We start from the raw sequence: 24,238 nt of genomic DNA, 5'->3' as shown, positions 1-24,238 counted from the left end.
GCCAGTCGTTTCCGGGTCCGTGCCCGACCACCGTCACGTTCAGGGCATCATGGTTCACTGGAAGAGCCTTAACTGAAGGGTAGACACGTGGAACTGACGGTGGTCATGCCCTGCCTCAACGAGGCGGAGACCGTGGAAGTCTGTGTGCGCAAGGCCCTGGCGTGCATGGAGGAGCACGGCATCGAGGGCGAGGTCCTGATCGCCGACAACGGCAGCACGGACGGCTCGCAGCAGCTCGCCCGCGACGCCGGTGCCCGCGTGGTCCATGTCGATGAGAAGGGCTACGGAAACGCCCTCATGGGCGGCATCCGGGCGGCTCGCGGCAAATACGTCATCATGGGCGATGCCGACGATTCCTACGATTTCACCGCGCTGCTGCCGTTCGTCGAGCAGCTGCGCGACGGCGCCGACCTGGTGATGGGCAACCGTTTCAAGGGCGGCATCGCGCCCGGCGCCATGCCGCCGCTGCACCGCTATCTCGGCAACCCGGTGCTGTCGTTCATCGGGCGGCTGTTCTTCCCCTCGGCGATCGGCGACTTCCACTGCGGGCTGCGCGGCTTCCGCCGCGACTCCATCCTGCGGCTGCAGCTGCAGACCGGGGGCATGGAGTTCGCCTCCGAGATGGTGGTCCGCTCGACGCTGTCGGGTCTCGACGTACGCGAGGTGCCGACCACGCTCTCGCCCGACGGCCGCTCCAGGCCGCCGCACCTGCGCTCCTGGCGCGACGGCTGGCGCCACCTGCGCTTCCTGCTCCTTTACAGCCCCAAGTGGCTGTTCTTCTACCCCGGCGTGCTCATGATGGTGATCGGCCTGGTGGCCGGCACCGCGCTGACGTTCGGCCCGGTCGAGATCGGCGAGCTGGCCTTCGACGTCGACACGCTGGTCGGCTCGTCCGCCCTGGTGGTGATCGGGTTCCAGGCGGCGCTGTTCGCCGTCTTCACCAAGGTCTACGCGGCAGAGGAGGGCTTCCTGCCCGAGTCGCCGCGCATCAGGCGGCTGATCGACATGGTGAGCCTGGAGAAGGGCCTCATCGCGGGCGGCCTGCTCGCGCTGGCCGGTCTCGTCGGCCTGGTCATGTCGCTGGTCCACTGGAAGGTGCGCAGCTTCGGCGAGCTCGACCCGCGCGAGTCGCTGCGCATCGTCGTGCCGTCGGCGACCGCGCTCGTCATGAGCTTCCAGACCATCTTCGCGGCGCTGTTCATCAGCATCCTGGGCATCCGCCGCACCCGCGAGACCTCCGTCGACAACGCCGCCGCCGCGGCCGAGGAGGCCGCCGCCAACCTCTCGCTCGAAGAGACCACCAAGCACTAGATGCGCCCGCGCACACCGGCGGGGCCACCAGGCTCCGCCGGCCCGCGCGTGCCCCCTTCGCGAGGGGGAGTCGCGGAACAAACGATCGCCAACGACCCCGTAGGCTTGGAACCATGTCCCAGCACATCTTGACCGCCGTTGCGTGGCCCTATGCCAACGGCCCCCGTCACATCGGGCACGTGTCCGGATTCGGCGTGCCGTCCGACGTCTTCAGCCGCTACCAGCGGATGGCGGGCAACAAGGTGCTGATGGTGTCAGGCACCGACGAGCACGGCACACCCATCCAGGTGCAGGCCGACAAGGAGGGCGTGTCGGCCAAAGACCTGGCCGACCGCTACAACCGCGTCATCGCCGAAGACCTGACCGGGCTCGGGCTGTCCTACGACCTGTTCACCAGGACCACGACGAAGAACCACTACGCCGTCACGCAGGAGATCTTCAAGGGCCTCCACGCCAACGGCTACATCTTCCCGAAGACCACGATGGGCGCGATCTCGCCGTCCACCGGCCGCACGCTGCCCGACCGCTACATCGAGGGCACCTGCCCCATCTGCGGCTACGACGGCGCGCGCGGCGACCAGTGCGACAACTGCGGCAACCAGCTCGACCCGATCCAGCTGATCAACCCCAAGAGCCGCATCAACGGCGAGACGCCGACGTTCGTCGAGACCGAGCACTTCATGCTCGACCTGCCCGCCTTCGCCGAGGTGCTGGGCTCCTACCTGCAGTCCAAGCAGGGCGAGTGGCGGCCCAACGTGCTGAAGTTCGCCCTCAACCTGCTCGGCGACCTGCAGCCCCGGGCCATCAGCCGCGACCTCGACTGGGGCGTGCCGATCCCGCTCGACGGCTGGCGCGACCAGCCCAACAAGCGCCTCTACGTGTGGTTCGACGCGGTCATCGGCTACCTGTCCGCCTCCATCGAGTGGGCCAGGCGCTCGGGCGACCCCGACGCCTGGCGCCAGTGGTGGCAGAATCCCGACGCCCGCGGCTACTACTTCATGGGCAAGGACAACATCGTCTTCCACGCCGAGATCTGGCCGGCCATGCTGTTCGGCTACAACGGCATCGGCGCCCGTGACGGCTCGCCGGGCTCGCTCGGCGCGCTCAACGTGCCGTCCGAGGTGGTCTCCAGCGAGTTCCTCACCATGGAGGGCCGCAAGTTCTCCTCCTCGCGGCAGGTCGTCATCTACGTCCGCGACTTCCTCGCCCGCTACGACGCCGACGCGCTGCGCTACTACATCGCCGTGGCCGGCCCCGAGAACCAGGACACCGACTTCACCTGGCAGGAGTTCGTCAACCGCAACAACGGCGAGCTGGTGGCCGCGTGGGGCAACCTGGTCAACCGGTCGATCTCCATGGCGGCGAAGAACTTCGGGGCGGTGCCCGAGGCGGGCCACCTGACCGACGCCGACCGGGCGCTGCTGGAGCGCTCGCGCAACGCGTTCGGGCCCGTGGGCGCCGAGCTCGGCCGCTCCCGCTTCAAGAACGCCATCACCGAGGCGTTCGACGTCGTCCGCGAGGCCAACAGATACCTGGCCGAGCAGGAGCCGTGGAAGCTCAAGGACGACCCTGAGCGGCAGAAGTCGATCCTGCACGTCGCCCTCCAGGTCGTCGACGACGCCAAGACCATGCTGACGCCGTTCCTGCCCGGCTCCTCCAACAAGGTCCACGCGATGCTGGGCGGCGAGGGCGTGTGGTCCGGCATGCCGGAGATCCGCGAGGTCGACGAGGACGGCGGCACGCCCTACCCCGTCATCACCGGCGAATACGACGGCGCCGCCCGCTGGGAGCACCGGCCGATCAAGCCGGGCATCCCGCTCGCGCCGCCGTCGCCGCTGTTCAAGAAGCTCGACCCGAAGGTCGTCGACGAGGAGCTGGCCCGGCTGGCCGATTGATCGGCGCCGCGCGGCGGGGGCTACCGTAGATCCCGTGAGCAAGCTTCCCGCCGCGCCTGAGCCGCTTTCCTCGCCCGTCTTCGACAGCCACTGCCACCTCGACATCATGGTGGGCAACCGGCAGGCGTCGTCGGGCGACCCGGTGGCGCAGGCCGCGCAGGCGTCCGAGGCCAGCGTGCGCAGCATTCTCGCCGACGCCCGCGCGGTCGGGGTGACGCGGCTCGTCACGATCGGCTACGACCTCGCCTCCTCGCGCTGGAACGCCGACGCGGCGGCCGGGCACGACGACGTCCACGCCGGGGTGGCCATCCACCCCAACGAGGCCCACGCGGCCACCCCTGAGGTGCTCGCCGAGATCGAGGCGCTGGCCGGGCGGCCCGAGGTGCGGGCCGTCGGCGAGACCGGGCTCGACTACTACCGCGACTGGGCGAGCAAGGACGACCAGCACGCCAGCTTCCGCGCGCACATCGAGATCGCCAAGCGGACGGGCAAGGCGCTGGTCATCCATGACCGCGAGGCGCACGACGACGTGCTGAAGGTGCTGGCCGCCGAGGGGGCGCCGGACGTCGTGGTGTTCCACAGCTACTCCGGGGACGCCGAGATGGCCAAAAAGTGCGCCGAGGCCGGATATTTCATGTCTTTCTCCGGGCCGGTGACGTACAAGAACGCCTCCTACCTGCGCGAGGCCGCCGCGGTCGCGCCCGCCGAGCTGATGCTGGTCGAGACCGACGCCCCCTACCTGCCGCCGGTCCCGCACCGCGGCAAGCCCAACGCGCCCTACCTCATCCCGCTCACCCTGCGCTGCCTCGCCGAGGTCAAGAACGTCCATCCTGACCGGTTGTGCGAGGCGATCAGCGGCAACGGAATCACGGTCTTCGGCGAGTGGTGACCATCTTTCGGTGAAGCTTTCCGGGCGCCCGCGCCGCCCCCGCTAGCGTTCGGGCCGTTTCCGGTTACTCGGAGGTGGCCCCGTTGCGAGGAAAGAGGCGTGCGCCCCGTCCGCCGCTCCCGTGGCGTTCCCCGTGGACGCCCGTCGTCTGCACGGCAGGCGCGGTGGCCGTCGGCGCGCTCGTCACCGTGTCGCTGCTCGTCAAAGAGGTGACGGTGATCGTGGACGGCGAGCGCAGGCCCGTCCACGCCATGGCGGTCACCGTCGGCGAGGTGCTCGACGACACCGGCGTGTCGCTGGGCTTCGGCGACGTCGTACGTCCCGCCGCCCACAAAGAGGTCACCGACGGCGCCACCATCGAGGTACGCCGCGCGCGTCCCATCACGCTGACCCTCGACGGCCACACCAGCAGGCACCTCGTCACCGCCACCAACGTCGGCGACGCCCTCGCCGAGCTCGACCTGACCCCCGCCGCCGGCCGGCTGTCCGCGCCGCCCGCGTACGAGGTGCCGCTCGAAGGCATGTCCCTGACCTTCTACACGCGGCGCAAGGTGCACGTGATGACCGGTAACACCAGGCGCACCTCCCGCACCACCGCGCGGACCGTGCGCGGGGTGCTGCGCCGGCAGGGCATCCCGGTGCGGCGCGGCTACCTGGTCGATCCGCCGCTCGACAGCTTCCCCAAGGACGGGACGGTCATCACGGTCACCCCGCCGCGTGCCGTGCCGATTCCGCGCGACGTGGTCAAACTCGACTGGAAGGCGCTGGCGCACTGCGAGTCGCACGGGGATCCGCTGGCGTACAACGCGGACGGGCCCTACTACGGGATGTACCAGTTCAGCCTGCCGGTGTGGGAGTCGGTGGGCGGGATGGGGCTGCCGTCGGAGTGGCCGGAGGAGGAGCAGACGTACCGGGCTCAGGTGCTCTACCAGCAGGTGGGCGGGCGGTGGCAGGGGCAGTGGCCGGCCTGCGGCGACCGCCTCTTCCCCACCACCTGACCACCGCCTGCTCCCTGCCTGCTCCCTGCCTGCTCCCGGTCTGCTCCCGGTCTGCTCCCTGCCTGGTCCCCGCCGCCGGTCGACCGGCGGGGGCTCCTGACAAGGGGCGCTTCAGCCGGCGAGGGAGATGCCGAAGTCGGCGCCCTTCGCGGGCTGGAGCGGCTGGAGCGTCTCGGCGTTCCTGCCCGCCACCGCGACCCGGCCGTACGGCCGGGCGTCCGGCTGGCCCACGTACAGCCTGTTGCCGCTGAACGCCACCGCCGAGCCGAACAGCCCGTCCGCGTCCTCCAGCCGCCGGTCCTCCTCCGCGTCCTTCCAGGAGACCACCCGCACGCCGCCCCCGTAGGGAGCGCCGATCGCCAGCCGGCCGTCCGCCGAGGCCGCCATCGAGAACCCGAACGCCTCCTTGCCCCCCTGCTCCACCCGCCGCACGGGCTTCCTGTCGGGGCCGAGCAGGTCGACGTAGCCGGGTCCTGGGGAGCTGATCGCGTACCCGGAGCCCTCGGCGTAGGCGACGGCGTAGCCGTACCGGTCGCCCGAGGCGCCGGTCGGGGAGTCGATCTTGACCGAGGCGAGCTTCGCGGCCAGCACGTCGTCGATCAACACCACCGAGCCCGAGTCGATCTTCCCGTCCTCGACCTGGCGGCCCAGGCCGTCGTCGTTCTCGTACGGGACGCCGACGACCAGCGCGTTCTCCGGGCCGAACGCCAGCGACCAGCCGAACTGGTCGCCGACCTCGCTGTTGCCCCGCACGTCCACGCTCTCCTGGCTGATGCGGCGCAGCTCGCCCGCGCCCTTGCGCACGTACACGGCGCCGGTGTCGGGCAGGTCCCCCTCGTCCTCGTACGGCGCCCCGATCGCCACCAGGTCGCCCCGGGCCGCCACCGACCAGCCGAAGTGCCCGAACCGCTGCGGCTGCGTCGCGGTCAGGAGGAGCGGGGGAGCGGCCTGGCCGCCAAAGATCACGTACGCGGCGCCGGCGTCCTCGACGCCGTCCACGTCCGCGTACGGGGCCCCGACCACCAGGTCGGCGCAGGCGTCGCCGTTGACCTGCGCCAGACGTACGGACCAGCCGAACCCGTCGCCCTTGGCCGGCCCCGGCACCGCGACCGGCACGACCTTGCCCGCCGACAGGACGTGCACGGCCCCCTTCTGCTCGTCCCCGAACGGGTCACCGACGACGACGTCGTCCACCCCGTCACCGTCGAAGTCCGCCGCGCCCGCGCACGCGGCCGTGTCGGCCACGGCCGGGCCGGCCACGGCCGGAACTCCCGTCATCGCCGCCAGCAGCCCGATGAGCGGCACCAACGCCCTGATCATCCCAGCGCCACCTCGATCTGCTGCCCGTTCTCGAGCATGGTCGCCGTCATCGTCACCGGCCTGCGGTAGGCCGCCATGTCGAACACGAACGCGCTGTCCAGCCGCCCGCCCGGCAGGATGGCCGGGGGCAGCGTGAGCGCGGCCGCGTCGTGCTCGGCGCCCCGGTCGTCCACCATCGTCACCACGGGCTGGACCAGCTCGCGCCGCTCGCCGCCCGGGTTGATCATCGTCCAGCGGACCACGCAGAGCTGTCCCTTGGCGGCAGACATGTCCTGGTACGTCTTCAGCCCGCACTCCGGCGCCACCGCCACGATCGCGACCGGGTCGTCGAAGTTCGGGCCGAGCGCGAACCTGCGGCCCACGTCGTTGGGCTTCGCGCTGCCGGCGACCTGGGAGGGAGCGGCCTGGTTCGCGGTGATGGGCGTGTTGCGCCCGGACGTCGCGATCAGCACCGCCACCGTCACCACGATCGCCGCCACGGCCGCCACAGCGGCGATGAGCCACCGCGTACCCGGCGCGCGGGTCCCGTTGAGCGTGTCGGGCTCGTCGACGGGCGTACCCAGGGGAGCCCGCGTCCCAGGCAGGGTCTCCGCGTTTAATCTCCGCCCAGGCAGAACACCCTCCGGCAGAGGCTTAGCGCCCGGCAGAGATTCACCGCCCGGCAGAGGTCCGCCGCCTTGCCTGGCTTCACCGCCCGGCAGGGGTCCGCCGCCTTGCCTGGCTTCACCGCGCGGGACGGGCCCGCTGTCCGACGCGGCTCCGCCGCTCCGGGACGGGGCCCCATCGCCCTGCGCGGGCCCACCGGCCCCCGCCGGCTCACCGGCCGGTGCTGACTCGCCGCCTCCCCGCGCCGTCCCGACGTTTTGGTCGGCGCCTGGCTGGGAGGGCGCACCGTCCTCCTGGCCGGCTCCACGCGACCGCTTGCCGAAGGAGAAGAGCCCCAGCACCCGCCCGGCACCCGTAGGGGGTTCTGTCTGGCCGGGCACCTTCCAGCGGGCCAGCTCCTCCTTGGCCGCCTCTTCCTCCCGGCGCGCCCGCTCTTCGATGGACGCCTGGTCGTGCTCGGGCGCGCTCGGCGAGGGACCCGCCGCACCGGCGCCGGAGGCCGCAGGCGGAACCCCCCGCTGCCTGCCGGCCCCCGAGCCGGCACCCGGCCCGGTGGCGACCCCCGAGCCGCTGCCCGGCCCCGTAACGGCCCCCGAGCCGGCACCTGGCCCGGTCGCGACCCCTGAGCCGCTGCCCGGTCCGGTAACGGCCCCCGAGCCGGCGCCCGGTCCGGTTGGGACCCCTGAGTCGCTGCCCGGCCCCGTAACGGCCTCTGGGGCGACCGCCCCACCCTTCACCCCGGTCGCGTCGCTAGGGGGTGGGGTGGTAAAGGTGGCGGTGATGTCGGGTTCGTTGACGACGTTCTGCGGGGGCTCCCATTCGCCGAGCATCTCGGTGGCCACCAGCGTCGGCGGGTCGGCGACCGGAGCAGCAGTCGTGGGGGCGGGGGCGGTGCCGCCCACCAGCGCGATCAGCAGGTCCTGGGCGCTGGGCCGGAGGGCGGCGTCCATGGAGGTGGCCCGGCGTACCAGCTCGTTGAGCGGCGCGGGCAGCGCTCCCAGGTCGGGCGGGTTGTTGAGCACGCGGGTGGCGAGCGTGATGGGGTCGCCGCGCCCGAACGGATGCCGCCCGTTCCCGGCGTAAGCCACCAGACATCCCCACGCGAAGATGTCGGCCGCAGGACTGACGGCCTCCCCGCGTACCTGCTCGGGCGCCCACCACCCCGGACTGCCCAGCAGTTCGCCGGACATCGTGAACCCCGTCTCACGATCGAGCGCCCGCGCGATCCCGAAGTCGATCACGCGCGGCCCGGAGATGGACAGGATCACGTTCGCCGGCTTGAGGTCCCTGTGCACCAGCCCGGCGACGTGGATCGCCGCCAGCGCCGCCGCCACCCCCAGCGCCACGCCGTGCAGCGGCCCGGGATCGAGCGCCCCGTAGTTCGTGATCTGCGCGGACAGGGGAGTGCCCGCGATGTATTCGGTGACCATGTACGGCCGCCCGTCGCCGGTGTTGCCGTTGTCCAGCACCTGGGCCGTACAGAACGACGCCACCCGCCGGGCGTTCTCGACCTCGGCGTGGAAGCGCGCCGCGAACCCCTCCTGGTTGGCGAACTCCGCCTTCACCACCTTGAGTGCGACGAAACGCCCCGTCGGCGCGCGGGCGAGGAACACGGTCCCCATGCCGCCCTCGCCGAGTCGGCCCAGCAACCGGTACGGCCCGATCTCCCGCAAGTCGGTCGGCCGGAGCGGCGCGGCGCCCGTTGGCTCCATGAGGGACGTTCCTTCCTGTTCCACGCCATCCTCTCCTTTGATCTCCCCGTACGCCATCACACGTTCTTCGATGCGGGAGACTGGTTGGATGATGAGGCTGTTGGGCCCTGCAGAAATACGTATTTTGGCGGACAAGCTAGATCTTCGTCCGACAAAAAAGCTCGGGCAGAACTTCGTGATCGACGCCGGAACGGTCCGGCGCATCGTCCGCGTCGCCGATCTCTCCCCTGACGACGTGGTCATAGAGGTCGGGCCCGGCCTCGGCTCGCTCACCCTCGCGCTGCTGCCGTCGGCCGCTCACGTGGTCGCCGTCGAGATCGACCCGGTGCTCGCCACCCAGCTCCCGCTCACGGTCGCCGACCGCGCCCCCGCCGGTGACCTCACGGTGGTCAACGCCGACGCGATGAAGGTCACACCCGACGACCTGGCCGGCCACGAGCCCACGGCGCTGGTGGCGAACCTGCCGTACAACGTGGCCGTTCCCGTGGTGCTGCACCTGCTGGAGGTGCTGCCGTCCCTGCGCAAGGGGCTGGTCATGGTGCAGTCGGAGGTGGCCGACCGCCTCGCGGCCGGCCCCGGCTCCAAGGTGTACGGCGTGCCGTCGGTCAAGGCCGCCTGGTACGCCGACGTGCGCAGGGCCGGGCCGGTCGGCCGCAGCGTCTTCTGGCCCGTCCCCAACGTCGACTCAGGGCTGGTGTCCCTGGTCCGCCGCGACCCGCCGCCCACGACGGCCACCCGCGAAGAGGTCTTCGAGGCCGTGGACGCCGCCTTCGCCCAGCGCCGCAAGACCCTCCGCGCCGCCCTGGCGACCTGGGCCGGCAGCCCGGCCGACGCCGAACGCGCCCTCCGCGCCGCCGGCGTGGACCCCTCAGCCCGCGGCGAGCAGCTGGACGTCCACGCCTTCGCGCGCATAGCCGAGCACCGTCCCTAACCCTGCTCGACGACCTCAGGCCGCATCAGTGGCTGCGCGCCGGTCGCGACGTCGCCTCCCGGCAGGGCCGTCGGCGCCGCGCTGGTCGCGACGTCGCCCCCCGAAAGGGCCGCCGGCGCCGTGCCGGTCGCGACGTTGCCGCCCGACAGGATCGCGACGACCGGTCCAGGCGGCAGGTGTGCCCGGTGGGCGAGGTAGCCGGCCGTGGCGACCGCGCCGCTGGGCTCGGCGCGTTCCCCCAGCTCCCGCTGGAGCAGGTGGGCGGCGGCGCCGATGGCGTCCTCGGTCACGGTCACCATGTCGTCCACGTACCGGTGGATGTGCTCCCAGGCCAGCGCCCCCAGCACGGGAGCGCGCAGCCCGTCGGCCCGCGTGCGGTAGGTCAGCTCCACCGGCCACGCCGTCCGCGTACCCGACCGGAAGCTGGCCGCCCCGTCGGCGGCCAGCTCGGGCTCGACGCCGATCACCCGGATCGCCGGGTCGGCGGCCTTGACCGCGACCGCGATCCCGGCGAGCAGCCCGCCGTTGCAGACGGGCACCAGGACGGACCCCGCGTCCGGCAGGTCGGGGACGACCTCGGCCCCCGCGCTGCCGTGCCCGGCGATGACGTCGAAGGCGTCGGAGCCGATCACGGTGGCGCCGAACCGGTCGGCCAGCGCCAGGCAGGCCTCCTCCCGCAGGGCGGGCGGCACGATCACCACCTCGGCGCCGAGCCGGCGCGCCGCGCTCACCTTCAGCTCGGGAGCGGTGTCCGGCAGCACGACGGTCGCCCGCAGCCCCTGCTCGGCCGCCGCGTACGCGATGGCCTGGGCGTGGTTGCCCGACGACTGCGCGATCACGTGCCGTACGCCCTGCCGGGCCAGCCGGACGACGGCGTTGACCGCGCCGCGCACCTTGAACGAGCGGGTCGGCTGCCGGTTCTCCGGCTTGACCCAGAGCCGTTCGCCGGGCAGCCGCAGCAGGGGGGTGCGCCGCACGTATGGCGCGATGCGGGCCGCCGCCGCCCGGACGTCGGCGGCGGTGACCAGCGTCGTGCGCAGCACGTCTTCCACGCTCACGCGCTCAGCACCCTCTCCTGGATGGCGTCCAGGTCGGCCGCGGCCTCGGACGGCGGCGCGGCGTCGGGGACGACGTCCTCCAGGTGGTGCAGCGGCCGGTAGCGCAGCCCCAGCAGGCCCCACGCCACCAGGAACACGCCGCTGGCCAGCAGCACCGCCCCCGCGCCTCCGCCGGGCCCGTCGGTGAACCGCCCGGCCCACTCCGCCAGCGGGTCGGCGGCGAGGAAGCCGATCGGCTGCATGGCCGTGGCGATCATGATGTTCACGGCGAGCACCCGGCCCTGCAGCTCGGGGCCCACCTTGACCTGGATGATCGACAGCCAGTGCGCGTTGCCGATGCTCATGCACGCCAGCCGGATGAACAGCCCGGCCGCGACCAGCCACACGACCGGCCACACGCCCATGAGCACGACGCCGATCCCCGACCCGGCGACGAAGCCGATCATGCCGGTGGCCCGCCGCCTGGTGCCGCCCCACACCAGCACCACGCCGGTGCCCAGGGCCGCGCCGACGCCGCCGACGGCGGTCACCACGCCCAGGTCGGCCGAGTCGCCGATGGACAGCACGACCGGGGTGACGAGCACCCACATGAGGGCGGTGCAGAAGTTCACCACCGCGAAGTAGAGCGCCATCACCAGCAGCGGCCGCCGCCTGCGCAGGAACCGCCAGCCGCCGGTGAGCGCAGCCGTGAACGTCTCCTCGCGCCGGTGGAACAGCCGGTCGGGGAAGCGCACCAGCAGCAGCGTCACCACGCCGACCACGAACGTGGCCACGTCCACGGCCACCACCGCCGACAGCCCGAACAGGCCGATCAATGCGCCGCCCGCGAGCGGCGCGACCACGTTGCCGATGCCGAAGCCCACGTTCGCCAGCGCGTTGGCCTGCGGCAGGTACGGCTTCGGCACCAGCTGCGCCACCGCCGCCAGCCACGCGGGCTGCTGGAACGCCGTCACGACCGAGGTCACGCCCACGATGGCGCAGACGTTCCAGAACCGCAGCTCGCCGGTCATCAGCAGCAGCACCAGCGCCACCATGGCGAGCCCGGACAGCGCGTCGCAGGCCAGCATGATCTTGCGCCGGTCGATCCGGTCGGCCAGCGCGCCGCCCAGCGGGGTGAGCAGCACGGCCGGGATCTGCGCCAGCATCGTGACCAGCGCCAGGTCCAGGATCTCGCCGCTGAGCTGGTAGGCCCACACGCCGAGCGCGAACGAGCTGAGCGCAGTGCCGAGGCCCGAGACGATCTGCCCGGCCGCCACCGTGTAGAAGGGCCACAGCCTGGTGCGCTCCGGCGGGCGTACCGGATCGGGCAGTGCGCCCGCCGACCAGCGCGTCAGGCGCTCCAGCACGAGGGCGGCCAGCGGCTCGGCCTGGTGACGCAGGAAGTAGTGGCCGGCCCTGGGCAGCACGGCCCGCTCCACCCGGGGCGAGAACGCGGCCCATTCGGCGTAGCGCTCCTCGTGCAGCTCGGTGGCGCGGTCACGCTCACCGACCAGGCTGAGTATCGGGGCGCGCAGCGGCGCACCCTCGCCGGCCAGCTCCCGGGTGAACCACTCCTGCGCCTGGTCGGCGTCGTGCCGCATCGCGCGTACGGCGGTGCGCTTGGCGTCCTCGTCCATGTCGTCGAGCAGGCCGCCCGAGGCGCGCAGCGCGTCGCGGAACATCCGGTCCGACACGAAGCGGTCGCCGCCGAACAGCCGCCTGATCGCGCCGGGCAGCCGTGCGGCGGGGAAGCTCGCGGCGGCGATGACGCCCAGCACGGGCACGCCGTCCGCCTCCAGCCGGCGCGCGAGCGCGACGGCGGCCGCCGAGCCCACGCAGTGGCCGTAGATCGCGACCGGGCCCGACGCGCTCGCCGCCACCTCGGCGGCCAGCACGTCCACCAGCTCCTCCAGCGGCAGCGGCGGCTCGTCGGGGCGGGCGGGGTCGTGGCCGGGCAACTCGGCGGAGAGCACCTCCACCCGGTCGCCCAGCGCCTTGGCCAGCGGCTGGTAGACCACCGCCGAGCCGCCGCCGTACGGCACGCACACCAGCGTGAACTCGCTGGTCCGCCCGCCGCCCAGGCGATGCAGCAGCCCGCCCCGCTCCTCGGCGCCGTCCTCGCGGCCGAGGAACGCGGCCAGATCGGCCACCGTGGGCCGGGTGAACAGGTCGATCACCCGCAGCCCGCGGCCTATCCGGGTGACCGCGCGGACCGCGGCGAACGAGTCGCCGCCGAGGGCGAAGAAGTCGTCGCCCGCCCCCACCCGCTCCACGTCGAGCACCTGGGCGAAGACCCCGGCGACCAGCTCCTCGTTCGGCGTCGACGGCGGCGCGTACGCGGCCTGCTCCGCCACCGGCTCGGGCAGCGCGGCCCTGTCGATCTTCCCGTTCGGGTTGAGCGGCAGCCGGTCGAGCGCCACGACGTGCGCCGGCACCATGTAGTCGGGCAGCCGTTCGCGCAGCGCCGAGCGTACGGCCGCGGCCTCCACGGTCGCGGGCGTCACCCACGCGGCGAGCTGCCTGGCCCTGCCCTCGCCGACGGGCAGCACCACGGCCTCGGCGACCTGGGGCAGCGCCCGCAGCGCTGTGGTGACCTCGCCCAGCTCCACGCGGTAGCCGCGGACCTTGACCTGGTCGTCCACCCGGCCGCGGAACTCGATCTGCCCGTCGGAGGTGAGGCGCAGCAGGTCGCCGCTGCGGTAGCAGCGTCCGTCCCCGGTCAGCGGGTCGGGGACGAACCGCTCCGCGGTCAGCTCGGGCCGGCCGATGTAGCCGCGGGTGACGCCGGGGCCGCCGACCACCAGCTCACCGGGCACCCCCGGCGGCACGGGGCGCAGCGCCGCGTCCACCAGGTGGCCGTACACGCCGGGCAGCGGACGGCCCAGCGGCACGATGCCGGTCCGCCGGTCGGCCGGGATCTCCTCGGTGTCGCACACCAGGCAGATCATCGTGGACTCGGTGTGACCGTAGTGGCTCTGGAGCCGCAGCCCTGGCCGGGCCGCCCTGGCCCGCTCCACCAGGTCCCACGGGCACGCCTCGCCCGCCAGGATCAGCAGCTCGCGCGGCAGCACGGCGGCCAGGTCGCCGCCCGAGGCGAGCAGCTCCAGGTGGCTCGGCACGCACTTGACGACGTCCACCCGGTGCTCGGCCAGGTAGCCGGCGAACGCCGCCGGGTCCATCGCGGTCTCGCGCGGCACCAGGTGCACCGTCCCGCCCGTGGTCAGCGCGCCGAACACGCAGGTCAGGCCGAAGTCGGCGGCGGGCGTCGAGACCACCGCGAACGACCCGCCCGGCACGCCGATGCGCGGCAGCATGCCGCCCAGGTAGTTGAGCACGCCGCCGTGCTCGGCGGCCACCGCCTTGGGCGTGCCGGTCGACCCTGACGTGAAGATCACGTGGTGCAGGTGCTCGGGCCGTACGTCCACCTCGGGGCGGGTGTCGGGCAGGGACGGCAGCCGGTCGAGCGCCAGCACCCGCCTGCCGTCCCCGATCAGCGGCGCGAACTCGCTCACCGTCACCACGGCCCGCACCCCGGCCGTCTCCAGCATCGCGGCGATCCGCGCCGCCGGGTACGCCGGGTCCATCGGCAGGTAGCCGCCGCCCGACTTCTGGATGCCGAACAACGCGCACGCCAGGTCGGCCCCCGGCTCCAGCAGCACGCCGACCGGCTCGTCCGCGCGTACCCCGGCGTCCAGGAGCCAGTGCGCGATCCGGTTCGCGGCCGACTCGAGCTCCCCGTACGTCAGGGCCCGGTCGCCGCCCACCACCGCGGGGGCGCCGGGGGTCTCGTCCACCCAGCGCTCGATCAGGTGGTGCACCGCCCCGGCGGGCGGCTCGGGCGGCGGCCCTCCGTCCACGACAGGCCCGGTCACCGGCTCCAGCGGCACGGCGCCCACCGGCGCGTCCAGGTCGGCGAGCAGCCCGTCGAGCAGGGAGACGTACCAGCGGGTCAGCTTGTCCGCCGTACCAGGCTCGAACAGGTCCGTCCGGTACGCGAGCCCGCCCCGCAGCGGCGCGCCAGGACCCTCGTCCACGACGTGCCAGCTCAGGTCGAACTTGGTGGTCAGCTCAGGAAGCTGGATCTCGGACGCCTCCAGCCCCGGCAGCTCGGGCCGGGCCACGCCGGAGATGTAGTTGAGCATCACCTGGAACAGCGGCGTGGCCGCCAGGTTCCGCTCCGGTCGCAGCCGGTCCACCACCCGGTCGAACGGCGTGCCCGCGTGCGCGAGCGCGCCCAGCGCGGACTCCCGCGCGCGGGCCAGCAGGTCGCGGCCTGTCGGGTCGCCGCCCACGTCGGTCCGTACGACCACGGTGTTGAGGAAGCAGCCCACCACCCCTTCGGTGTCGGGGTGGTCGCGGCCGGAGACCGGCACGCCGACCGCGATGTCCGCGCTCGCCGACAGCCTCGCCAGCAGCGCCTGCAGTCCGGCCAGCAGCACGATGAACGGCGTGGACCGGTACGCGGCGGCCACCGCCCTGACTCGCTCGCTCAGCGCGGCCGGCAGCTCCAGGTCCAGCGCGGCACCGCCGGGGTCGGGAACGGCGGGGCGCGGGCGGTCGGTGGGCAGGTCGAGCACCGGCGGCACGCCGTCCAGGTGCCCGGCCCACCAGTCCAGGTCGGCCGGGTCGGGGACCGGCGACACCTCGGCGTACTGCGCGGGCGGCGGGGCCAGCGGGGGGCGCAGGCCGAGGCGGGCGGCGTACAGGCTGGACAGCTCGTCGAGCAGCAGCCCGCGCGTCCACGCGTCGGTGGCGATGTGGTGGAAGGTGAGCGACAGCACGTGCTCGCCGTCATCCCCCGCATCGGCTCCCGCGTCATCCACGGCCAGCAGGACCGCGCGCATCGGTGGCTCGCGGTCAAGCGCGAACGGGGTCGCGAGGTGCGCGGCCAGCACGTCCCCGACCTCCGGCCGGGTCACGCGGGCGGTGGACACGGGCACCTCGCCGGCGTCACGTACCACCATCACGGGCTCGGCTCCGGAGGCGTCCACCACACTGCGCAGCACGTGGTGCCGCTCGGCGAGGTCGCGTACCGAGCCCAGCAGCGCCTCCACCCGCAGCGGGCCGCGCAGCCGCAGCGCCACGGGGACGTTGTACGCGCTGCTGTCCGGTTCGAGCTGCGCCAGGAACCACAGCCTGGCCTGCACCCCGGACAGCGGCACCGGGCCGTCCACCGGCGCCCGCCGCACCCGCTCGGCGCCGGCCGGGCGGGGGAGCGCGGCGGCCAGGTCGGCCAGCACCGGGTGCTCGAACAGCAGCCGCACCGGCACCGCCGCGCCCAGCCGCTCCCGCAGCCGCCCGGCCACCCGGGTCGCCGCGAACGAGTGCCCGCCGAGCGCGAAGAAGTCGTCGTCCGCCCACACCTCGGCGAGCCCGAGCACGTCGGTCCAGACCTCGCCCACCAGGCGCTCCGCCGGAGTGCCCAGCGGCACCCGCACCGCGGGCCCCGCCTCGGGCTCGGGCAGCGCGGCCCGGTCCACCTTGCCGTTCGGGGTGAGCGGCAGGGCCTCCAGCACGCCGATCGCGGCCGGCACCATGTAGTCGGGCAGCCGCTCGCGCAGCGCCGCCCGCACCTCGGCCACGTTCACCGTCGCCGGCGTCACCCAGGCGGCCAGCCGCCGCTCCAGGCCGGCGCCGACCGGCTGCACGTACGCCTCGGCGACCTGCGGCAGGGCACGCAGCGCGGCGGCGACCTCACCCAGCTCGACGCGGAAGCCGCGGACCTTCACCTGGTCGTCGATCCGGCCCAGGAACTCGACCAGCCCGTCACCCGTCACCCTGACGCGGTCGCCGGTGCGGTACCAGCCATCGGTGAAGCGCTCCGCGGTGAGGTCGGGGCGGCCCAGGTAGCCGCGCGCCACGCTGGGCCCGCCGATCCACAGCTCGCCAGGCACGCCGGCCGGCAGCGCCCGCCCCGACCGGTCGGCGACCCGGCACACCACGCCGGGCAGCGGCCGGCCCAACGGCGCCCGCCCGGGGGCGCTCTCGCTCGCGTCGCAGGCCAGCACCGACACCGTGGTCTCGGTGGGGCCGTAGTGGATCTGCACCTCCAGGCCGGGCCGCGCCTCGCGGACCCGCGCCACCAGGTCCGCCGGCACCGCCTCACCGGCCAGGATCAGCAGCTTCCGCGGCAGCGCGGCGGTGCCGAGGAGTTCGAGCTGGCTGGGCACCATCTTGATCGCGTCCACCGGGTGCGCCGCCAGGCGGGCGGCGAACGCGGCCGGGTCGGTGGCCGTCTCGTGGTCGATCAGGTGGAGAGTGGCGCCCGTGGTCAGCGCGCACCACACGTTCGTCATGCCGAGGTCGGCCGCGGCGGTGGACACCAGCGCGAACGAGGTCAGCCCCTCGGGGAGCGCCTCGGCCACCGCGCCGAGGTAGTGCGTGATGTGCCGGTGCTCGACCGCGACCCCCTTCGGCCGCCCGGTCGAGCCCGAGGTGTAGATCACGTACGCCAGGTGCTCAGGCCGTACGGCCACGTCGGGACGTTCGCGCGACCCGTCCGCGGCGGCGGCGAGCTCGGCGTCCGTGAGCACGATCCGCGCCCCGGCGTCGGCCACCACCGCCTCGTTGCGCCGCTCCGGGTAGACCGGGTCGAGCGGCAGGTAGGCGGCGCCCGCCTTGAGCACGCCGAGCATGGCGACCACCAGCTCGGGCCGCCGCTCCAGCAGCACGCCGACCGGCTCGTCCTGGCGCACCCCGCGCGCCAGCAGCCAATGGGCCACCTGGTTGGCGCGGCGGTCCAGCTCCGCGTAGCTGAGCGAGCCGACCGCGACCGCGTCGGGGCGGGCGTCGGCCACCCGCTCGACCAGCGCGTGCAGCGGCACGTCCACGGTCAGGTTCGTGGCGGGGCCGCGCAGGTCGTCGCCGGCCGGCAGCCGCACCGGCGCGCCGGGGTCGGTGAGCATGCCGTCGAGCAGCTCCAGGTACCAGGCGACGAGGCGCCGCACGGTCGCCTCGTCGAACAGGTCGGTCCGGTACCGTAACTCGCCCGAGAAGCCGGTGCCGTCGTCGCCCAGCTCCAGGTTGAGGTCGAACTTCGCGGTCGGCGCGGCCGTCGTCCCCGCCTCGACCTCCAGCCCGGGCAGCGACACCGGCGCGCCCGTCTCGTAGACGTTCAGCATCACCTGGAACAGCGGCGTGACCGCGAGGTTCCGGTCCGGCTGCAGCCGCTCCACGACCCGCTCGAACGGCGTGCCGGCGTGCGCGTACGCGTCCAGCGCCGCCGTACGCGCCCGCGCCAGCAGCTCGGCGCCCGTCGGATCGCCCGCGGTGTCGCCGCGCACCACCAGCGTGTTGACGAAGCAGCCGACGACCCGCTCGGCGTCGGGGTGGTGACGTCCCGCGTGCGGCACGCCCACGGCGATGTCGTCCACGCCGGACAGGCGGCTCAGCAACGCCTGCAGACCGGCCAGGAACACCATGAAAGGCGACGTCCCCGCCACCGCGCGCACCTTCGCCGCCAGCGGCGCCGGCACCTCGACCGGCACCGCCGCGCCCGCCCACCCGGGGACGGGCGGGCGCGGGCGGGCGAGCGGCAGGTCGAGCACCGGCGGCAGGCCCGCCAGGTGCCCGGCCCACCAGTCGAGGTCGGTGTCGGGCCGGTCGGCCTCCCACGCGGCGACGTCCGCGTACTGCAGGGCGGGAGGAGCGGGGGGCGGCTCCAGGCCGAGGCGGGCGGCGTACAGGCGGGCGAGGTCGTCCAGCAGCACGCGCTCCGACCAGGCGTCGGTGGCGATGTGGTGCAGGGTGAGCGCCAGCACGCACTCGTCGCCGGCGACCCGGAACACCGTCGCGCGCAGGGGCGGCTCGGCGTCCAGCCGGAACGGCCGCCAGGCGTGCTCATTGAGCTCGCGCTCCAGGTCAGCCGGGTCCACGACGGGCACGTGCACGTCACCGACGGGGCGTACCCGGCCGTCCTCGATCACGCCGCGCAGGATCCAGTGCCGCTCCGCCAGGTCCGCGACCGCGCCGGTGAGGGCGTCGACGTCCACCGGGCCGCGCAGCCGCAGCGTCAGCGGCACGTTGTACGCCGCCGTGTCCGGCTCCAGCTGGGCCAAGAACCACAGCCGCTCCTGCGCGGGCGACAGCGGCATGTCCGTGGCCGACGTCGCCGGGATGCCGGGGGCCTTCTCCGCCTGCTTCAGCGCGGCCGCGAGCCTGGACCGGACCAGGCCGGCGATCCGGTCCTCACGTACCTCGGTCATCCCTCGTTCCCCTCCGTCAGCTCAGCGGCCAGCAGCTCCTCAAGCGCGGCGGCGAAGCCGGCCAGCACCGGGCGGTCGAACAACAACCGCACCGGCACCGCGACCTGCAACATCTCGCGCAGGCGCGCGGCCACCCTGGTCGCGGCGAACGAGGCGCCGCCGAGGGCGAAGAAGTCGTCGCCCGCCCAGACCTCGGGCCGTTCGAGCACCTCGGCCCAGACGGCGGCCACCAGCAGCTCGGCGTCGGTGGCCGGCGCGACCCGTGCCGGGTCGGGGCCGGTGTCAGGCTCGGGCAGCGCGGAGCGGTCCACCTTGCCGCTGGACAGCGTGGGCAGGGCCGGCAGGGCGACCCAGCGGCGCGGCACCATGTGGCCGGGCAGCTTGGAACGGGCGTGCCGCTCGATCGCGGCCAGGTCCGCCGTCTCCGGCGTGACGTAGCCGACCAGGTGGGCGTGCGCCTCCGTGCCCGCCACGGTCACCGCGGCCTCGGTGACCTCGCGCAGCACGGCCTCGATCTCGCCCAGCTCGATCCGGTAGCCGCGGACCTTCACCTGGTGGTCGCGGCGGCCGTGGAACTCCAGCGTCCCGTCCTGCCGCCAGCGCGCCAGATCGCCCGTACGGTAGCAGCGGCCGCCCGGCGTGAACGGGTCCGCCACGAAGGCGGCCTCGGTCAGGTCGGGCCTGCCCCGGTAGCCGCGCGCCACGCCGGCCCCGCCCAGCAGCAGCTCGCCGACCGCCCCTGGCGGCACCAGCCGCAGGTGCGCGTCCACCACGTACGCCCGCTCACCCGGCATCGGCGAGCCGATCGGCACCCGGTCGCCCTCGTGCGGGCGCACCCGGTGCAGCGTCGAGGTGACGGTGGTCTCGGTGGGGCCGTACGCGTTCCACAGCTCGCCGACGCGCGGCAGGATCTGCTCGGCCAGCGCCGGGTCCAGCGCCTCACCGCCGGCGACGGCGCGCAGCCCGGGGCCGCCCGTCCAGCCGGCCGCCAGCAGCATCCGGTACGACGTCGGCACCAGGTCGACCACCGTGGCCCCGCTCGTGGTGATCAGCTCCGCCAGCGCGTGCCCGTCCTCGGCCGTGGTCCTGTCCACCATCACGGACGTGCCGCCGGCGGTCAGGACGCTCCACAGCTCGGAGGCGAAGGCGTCGAAGCTCAGCGGCGAGACCGCGGGCTGTACGTCGTCCGGGCCGAGCCGGAGGGTCTGGATCATGCCGGCCACGAGTGCGGCCAGGCCGCCGTGGGTGACCTCGACGCCCTTGGGGGCGCCGGTGGAGCCGGAGGTGTAGGTGAGATACGCCAGATCCTCGGCACCGACCTCGGGCAGGTCCGCATGGGGACCCGCCGCCAGCCGATCCGCATCGAGCATCACCGGCCCGTCCAGTACCGCATCAGACGCACCCGCTTGAGACGCGCCCGCTTGAGACGCGCCCGTTTGAGACGCGCCCGTTTGAGACGCGCCCGCTTGAGACGCGCCCGCTTGAGACGCGTCGGCTTCGAAGGGCGCTTCAGATGGCACTTCTGAGGGCGTTTCGCCGCGAGTGAGCACCACGCGGGCGCCCGCGTCCGCGGCCAGCAGGCGCAGGCGCTCGTCCGGGTGGTCCAGGTCGAGCGGCAGGTACGCCGCTCCCGCCCGCCACACGCCCAGCAGCACCGCGGGCACCATCAGGTCACGCGGCACGCGGACGCCGACCACGTCCCCCCGAGACACCCCGTGCGCGAGCAGCCCGGCCGCGATCCGGTCGGCGCGGTCGTTCAGCTCGGCGTGGCTCAGCGTCGCGCCGTCAGGACCGACCACCGCCGTCCCCGTCGTGTGCGCGGCGAGCGCCACCGGCACCGCCGGCACGTCGTCGGGCAGCCGCGGCCCGGCCGCGCGGGCCAGCAGCGCGGCGCGCTCGTCCGGGGTGACCCGTTCGAACGCGGCGATCCCCTGGTCAGGCTCGGCCACGGCTCGCCGCAGCAGGTACAGCAGCCGGTCGAGGTACGCCTCGGCCGTCTCCCTGCAGAGCAGCGCGACCGCGTACTCCAGGTGCAGCTCGGAGCCCTCGACCGTACGGTTGACGAGGACGCTGAACTCGTGCACCGCCGCGCCTGAGCCCACCTCGGTCAGCAGGTCGAGACAGCCGGCCCGCACCGGCACCTCGGCGTGCTGCATGGCCAGCAGCACGGGGGAGCGGGGCAGCTCGGCGGGCGGGATCTCCTGATGCACGAGCGCCCGCGTCGCGGCCTCCCCGGCCTGCCTGACCAGGTCGCGGAAGGTCGGCGCGGCGTCCGGCCGCAGCCGTACCGGCACGGTGTCGATGAGCGGCCCGACGATCCTGGCCAGCTCCGGCTCGGCGCGCCGCGCCGCGACCATGCCGACCAGCGTGTCGGCCTCTCCGGCGGCCAGGGCGAGAGCGGCGAGGTACACCGCGTACGGGGTCGTGCCGCACGCTCGCGCCAGCGCCGCCACGTCGTCCGTGAACTCCTCGGGCAGCGCCCTGATCACCCGGCCCGTCGTCAGATCGGCGGGCGGCGGCCCCGCCACCGGCGCGCCCGCCAGCTCGTCCCGCCAGAACTCCCGCAGCCGCTCAAGGTCGGGCCGGTCCTCCTGCTCGCGTACCGCCACGTCGCCGAGCTGCACCGCGGGCTCGGGAACGTTCTCTCCCGCCAGCTCGGCGGCCAGCTCCTCCATCAGCACGCCCACGGAACCGCCGTCGAAGGCGAGGTGATCGGTCACGAGCACCAGCTCGGCCACGTCGTCCCCCGCGGGGCAGAGGCTCGCGCGCAGCAGCGGCACCTCGCTCGTCACGTCGAACACGTGCTCCGCCGCCGTCCGCGCCACCTTCACCGGGTCAGCGCCCGCCGGGTGCTCGACCAGGGGGACGGCGACGGGCGGGTGCACGACCGCGTACGGGAGGCCGTCCTCGCCGACCGAGACCGTGCTGCGCAGGGTCTCGTGCCGGCGCAGGACCGCGTCGAGCGCCGAGCGCAGCGGCGCGCTCCCGCCGAGACCGCGCACGCGCAGCCGGACCGACACTGTGGTGACCGGGCTGTGCGGGTGGAGCTGGCGCAGCGTCCAGAACTCGCGCTGCGCGGCGGTGAGCGGGTGCCGGGTCGCGCCGGTCCGCCGCAGCGGCGCCGAGCCTGGCTCGCGCAGGCGCGCCGCCAGCCCGGCCGCGGTCGGCTCGATCAGGAACGAGGCCAGCGGCACGGTGTGCCCGAGCCGCCGGGACAGCTCGATCACCACCCGGGCGGCGGCCAGCGAGTGCCCGCCCAGGTCGGCGAACCGGTCGTGCACGCCCACCTCGGGCAGGCCCAGCACGTCCGCGATCACCTCGGCCACCAGGCGCTCGTCGTCCGTGCGCGGCGCGACAGGCGCCTCGCTCCCCGTACGAGCGGGACGCAGCTTGGGCAGGGCCGCGCGATCCACCTTGCCCATGGGGGCGATCGGCAGCTCGTCGGCCACGCCGATCCTGGCCGGGACGAGGTGGTCGGGCAGGCGGTCACGCAGCCAGCCGCGCAGCTCGGGCTCGCTCACGTCCGGGGCCTCCACGTGCCCGACGAGGTAGGCGATGCCGTCGTCGTCCGTGTGCGCGAGCACGACCGCGCGGCGCACGTCGGGGTGACGCTCCAGCGCCGACTCGACCTCGCCCAGCTCCACCCGGTAGCCGCGGATCTTGACCTGGTCGTCGGCGCGGCCCACGTACCGCAGCTCGCCGTCCACCCACCGGACCAGGTCGCCGCTGCGGTAGACGCGGGAGCCGTCCGGCTCGGTGCGGAACGCCTGCGACTCGTGGCCCAGGTAGCCGCGGGTCACGCCGGGGCCGCCGATCCACAGCTCGCCCACTTCTCCGTCCGCAACCGGTCCGCCGTCGGCGTCGCGGATGCTGAGCAGCGCGTTCGCCATGGGGCCGCCCAGCGGCGGGTCGCCCTCGTGGCCGCGGCGCACGTCGTACATGGTGCTGCCGGTGGTGCACTCGGTGGGGCCGTACATGTTGAGCACGCGGCGCACGCCCGGGTTCGCGAACGCGCGCTCGACCAGGGAGGCGGTCAGCCGCTCGCCACCGGACAGCACCATGCGCACGCCCTCCGGCAGCGGCTCGCGCAGCAGCACCGACAGCGCGGACGGTACGCCGAAGACCGTGCGCACCTCGTCGCGGGCCGGCAGCGTGGGCAGCGTCAGGATGCTGTCCGCCATGATCACGGTCCCGCCCGCGGACAGCGGGGTGAAGATCTGCGTGATCGAGGCGTCGAAGCAGATGGAGGAGCCGGCCAGCATGCCGCTCAACTCCTCTGCCGTGTAGTTGGCCGCCTCCCAGCGCACCAGGTTCAGGGTGTTGCGGTGCTCGACGACCACGCCCTTGGGCCGGCCGGTGGAGCCTGAGGTGTAGATGACGTACGCGGCGTCACTGGGCTCGCCCGGCACCTCGGGGCCGTGCTCGGCGGGCGTCGTGTCGTCGACGAGCACGGTGGCGGCGCCGGTCAGGGACGCGGTGTCGCGCTTGACGGCCGAGGTGACCACCACCTGCGCGCCGGAGTCCTCGGCCATGAAACGTAACCGCTCCGCCGGGTAGGCCGGGTCGAGCGGCACGTACGCCGCGCCCGCCTTCAGCACCCCGATCAGCGCGGGCACCAGCCACTCGTCGCGGTCCAGGCAGATCCCCGCCAGGTCGCCGCGCCCGACGCCCCGTGCCTTCAGAGCGTTGGCGACCCCGTTGGCCATGCGGTCGACCTCGGCGTAGGTGAGCCGCTTCGTGCCCGCGACGACGGCGACGCGATCGGGCGTGCGCCGGCGCTGCGCTTCCAGGGCCTCGTGGAGCCGGCCGGGCAGGCCAGTGAGAGGGCGGTTCGCGCCCGTCGCATCCGTGTTCATATGTCCTTCTTTCGAGCAAGGGTCGAACGTGCCCGGGTGGGCGGCTGGGCCCGCTCCTCCAGAGCGGCACGCGGGCCCCGGGCGAGGTCGTCGCTGGGCGCGCGGGATCGCGCGGGATCGCGCGGGCGGTTCACCGTCGCGTGATAGGCGCGGTCGTTCGCCGCGCGAGGTCGTTCTCCTTTAGGTCATTTTGTCCGCAGAAGATCATTATGCTCCGCAAGCAGCATCGGTGATCTGCCTTGCCGTTCACTTGGAACTCGCCGATATGCCGCTTGCACGTCATATCACCCCAACCCCAACAAACCGGTCCCAACTGGACGTCCGTCGAACGCCGAGGAACCCCCGCCCCCCCGATCTCCCCGTCCCGCCACCCTCACCGCCAGAAACCCGCCCCGCAGTTCCCTCGGTAACAGGACCACCCACTCACTGGACATCGACCACCCACCCCACTGGGCACTGACCACCCACCCCACTGGAGG

Annotated in this window: 10 protein-coding genes; 5 read left to right on the top strand and 5 right to left on the bottom strand. The window is 73.8% G+C overall.

The genetic code is table 11. The features are described 5' to 3' along the window. The first annotated feature begins 87 nt into the window (after positions 1-87). The 4 genes from AB0K28_RS19820 (at position 88) to AB0K28_RS19805 (ending at position 5,093) form a co-directional block, all read left to right on the top strand. Positions 88-1,311: a glycosyltransferase family 2 protein gene (locus tag AB0K28_RS19820; RefSeq protein ID WP_345390371.1), complete on the top strand. Its 1,224-nt coding sequence runs from the start codon at positions 88-90 to the stop codon at positions 1,309-1,311. Positions 1,312-1,424: 113 nt separating this feature from the next. Then, positions 1,425-3,206: a methionine--tRNA ligase gene (gene metG / locus AB0K28_RS19815; protein WP_364371780.1), complete on the top strand. Its 1,782-nt coding sequence runs from the start codon at positions 1,425-1,427 to the stop codon at positions 3,204-3,206. Positions 3,207-3,240: 34 nt separating this feature from the next. Continuing rightward, a complete protein-coding gene (locus AB0K28_RS19810; protein ID WP_364371777.1) occupies positions 3,241-4,095 on the top strand; it encodes a TatD family hydrolase in 855 nt (284 codons plus the stop codon). Positions 4,096-4,178: 83 nt separating this feature from the next. Further along, complete coding sequence (locus AB0K28_RS19805) at positions 4,179-5,093, top strand: ubiquitin-like domain-containing protein (protein WP_364371774.1); 915 nt, start codon at positions 4,179-4,181, stop codon at positions 5,091-5,093. A 111-nt stretch (positions 5,094-5,204) separates the two neighbouring features. On the opposite strand, the gene AB0K28_RS19800 is transcribed toward AB0K28_RS19805, so the two are convergent. Continuing rightward, positions 5,205-6,413, bottom strand: coding sequence for a hypothetical protein (locus AB0K28_RS19800; RefSeq protein WP_364371771.1), 1,209 nt, complete (start codon positions 6,411-6,413; stop codon positions 5,205-5,207). Next, a complete protein-coding gene (locus tag AB0K28_RS19795; protein ID WP_364371833.1) occupies positions 6,410-8,731 on the bottom strand; it encodes a protein kinase in 2,322 nt (773 codons plus the stop codon). The genes AB0K28_RS19800 and AB0K28_RS19795 overlap by 4 nt, the downstream gene beginning before the upstream one ends. A gap of 70 nt (positions 8,732-8,801) precedes the next feature. On the opposite strand from AB0K28_RS19795, the gene rsmA reads away from it, so the two are divergent. Next, a complete protein-coding gene (gene rsmA, locus AB0K28_RS19790) occupies positions 8,802-9,662 on the top strand; it encodes a 16S rRNA (adenine(1518)-N(6)/adenine(1519)-N(6))-dimethyltransferase RsmA (protein ID WP_364371768.1) in 861 nt (286 codons plus the stop codon). Here the strand turns inward: rsmA and AB0K28_RS19785 are convergent. Genes AB0K28_RS19785 through AB0K28_RS19775 form a run of 3 tightly spaced genes read right to left on the bottom strand, consistent with a single transcriptional unit; the run spans position 9,659 to position 23,759 of the window. Next, entirely contained in the window at positions 9,659-10,720 is a 1,062-nt protein-coding gene (locus tag AB0K28_RS19785; RefSeq protein ID WP_364371765.1) for a pyridoxal-phosphate dependent enzyme, read from the bottom strand. The two genes, rsmA and AB0K28_RS19785, sit on opposite strands and share 4 nt — an antisense overlap. Further along, complete coding sequence (locus AB0K28_RS19780) at positions 10,717-18,903, bottom strand: amino acid adenylation domain-containing protein (protein WP_364371762.1); 8,187 nt, start codon at positions 18,901-18,903, stop codon at positions 10,717-10,719. The genes AB0K28_RS19785 and AB0K28_RS19780 overlap by 4 nt, the downstream gene beginning before the upstream one ends. Beyond that, positions 18,900-23,759: an amino acid adenylation domain-containing protein gene (locus AB0K28_RS19775; RefSeq protein ID WP_364371759.1), complete on the bottom strand. Its 4,860-nt coding sequence runs from the start codon at positions 23,757-23,759 to the stop codon at positions 18,900-18,902. The genes AB0K28_RS19780 and AB0K28_RS19775 overlap by 4 nt, the downstream gene beginning before the upstream one ends. Positions 23,760-24,238: the final 479 nt, after the last annotated feature.

Origin of the sequence: Nonomuraea sp. NPDC049504 (assembly GCF_040676845.1) — a bacterium.
In the GTDB taxonomy this organism is placed as follows: domain Bacteria; phylum Actinomycetota; class Actinomycetes; order Streptosporangiales; family Streptosporangiaceae; genus Nonomuraea; species Nonomuraea salmonea.
The sequence above is the reverse complement of the archived record's forward strand: the minus strand, read 5'-3'. Positions and strand labels throughout refer to the sequence as shown.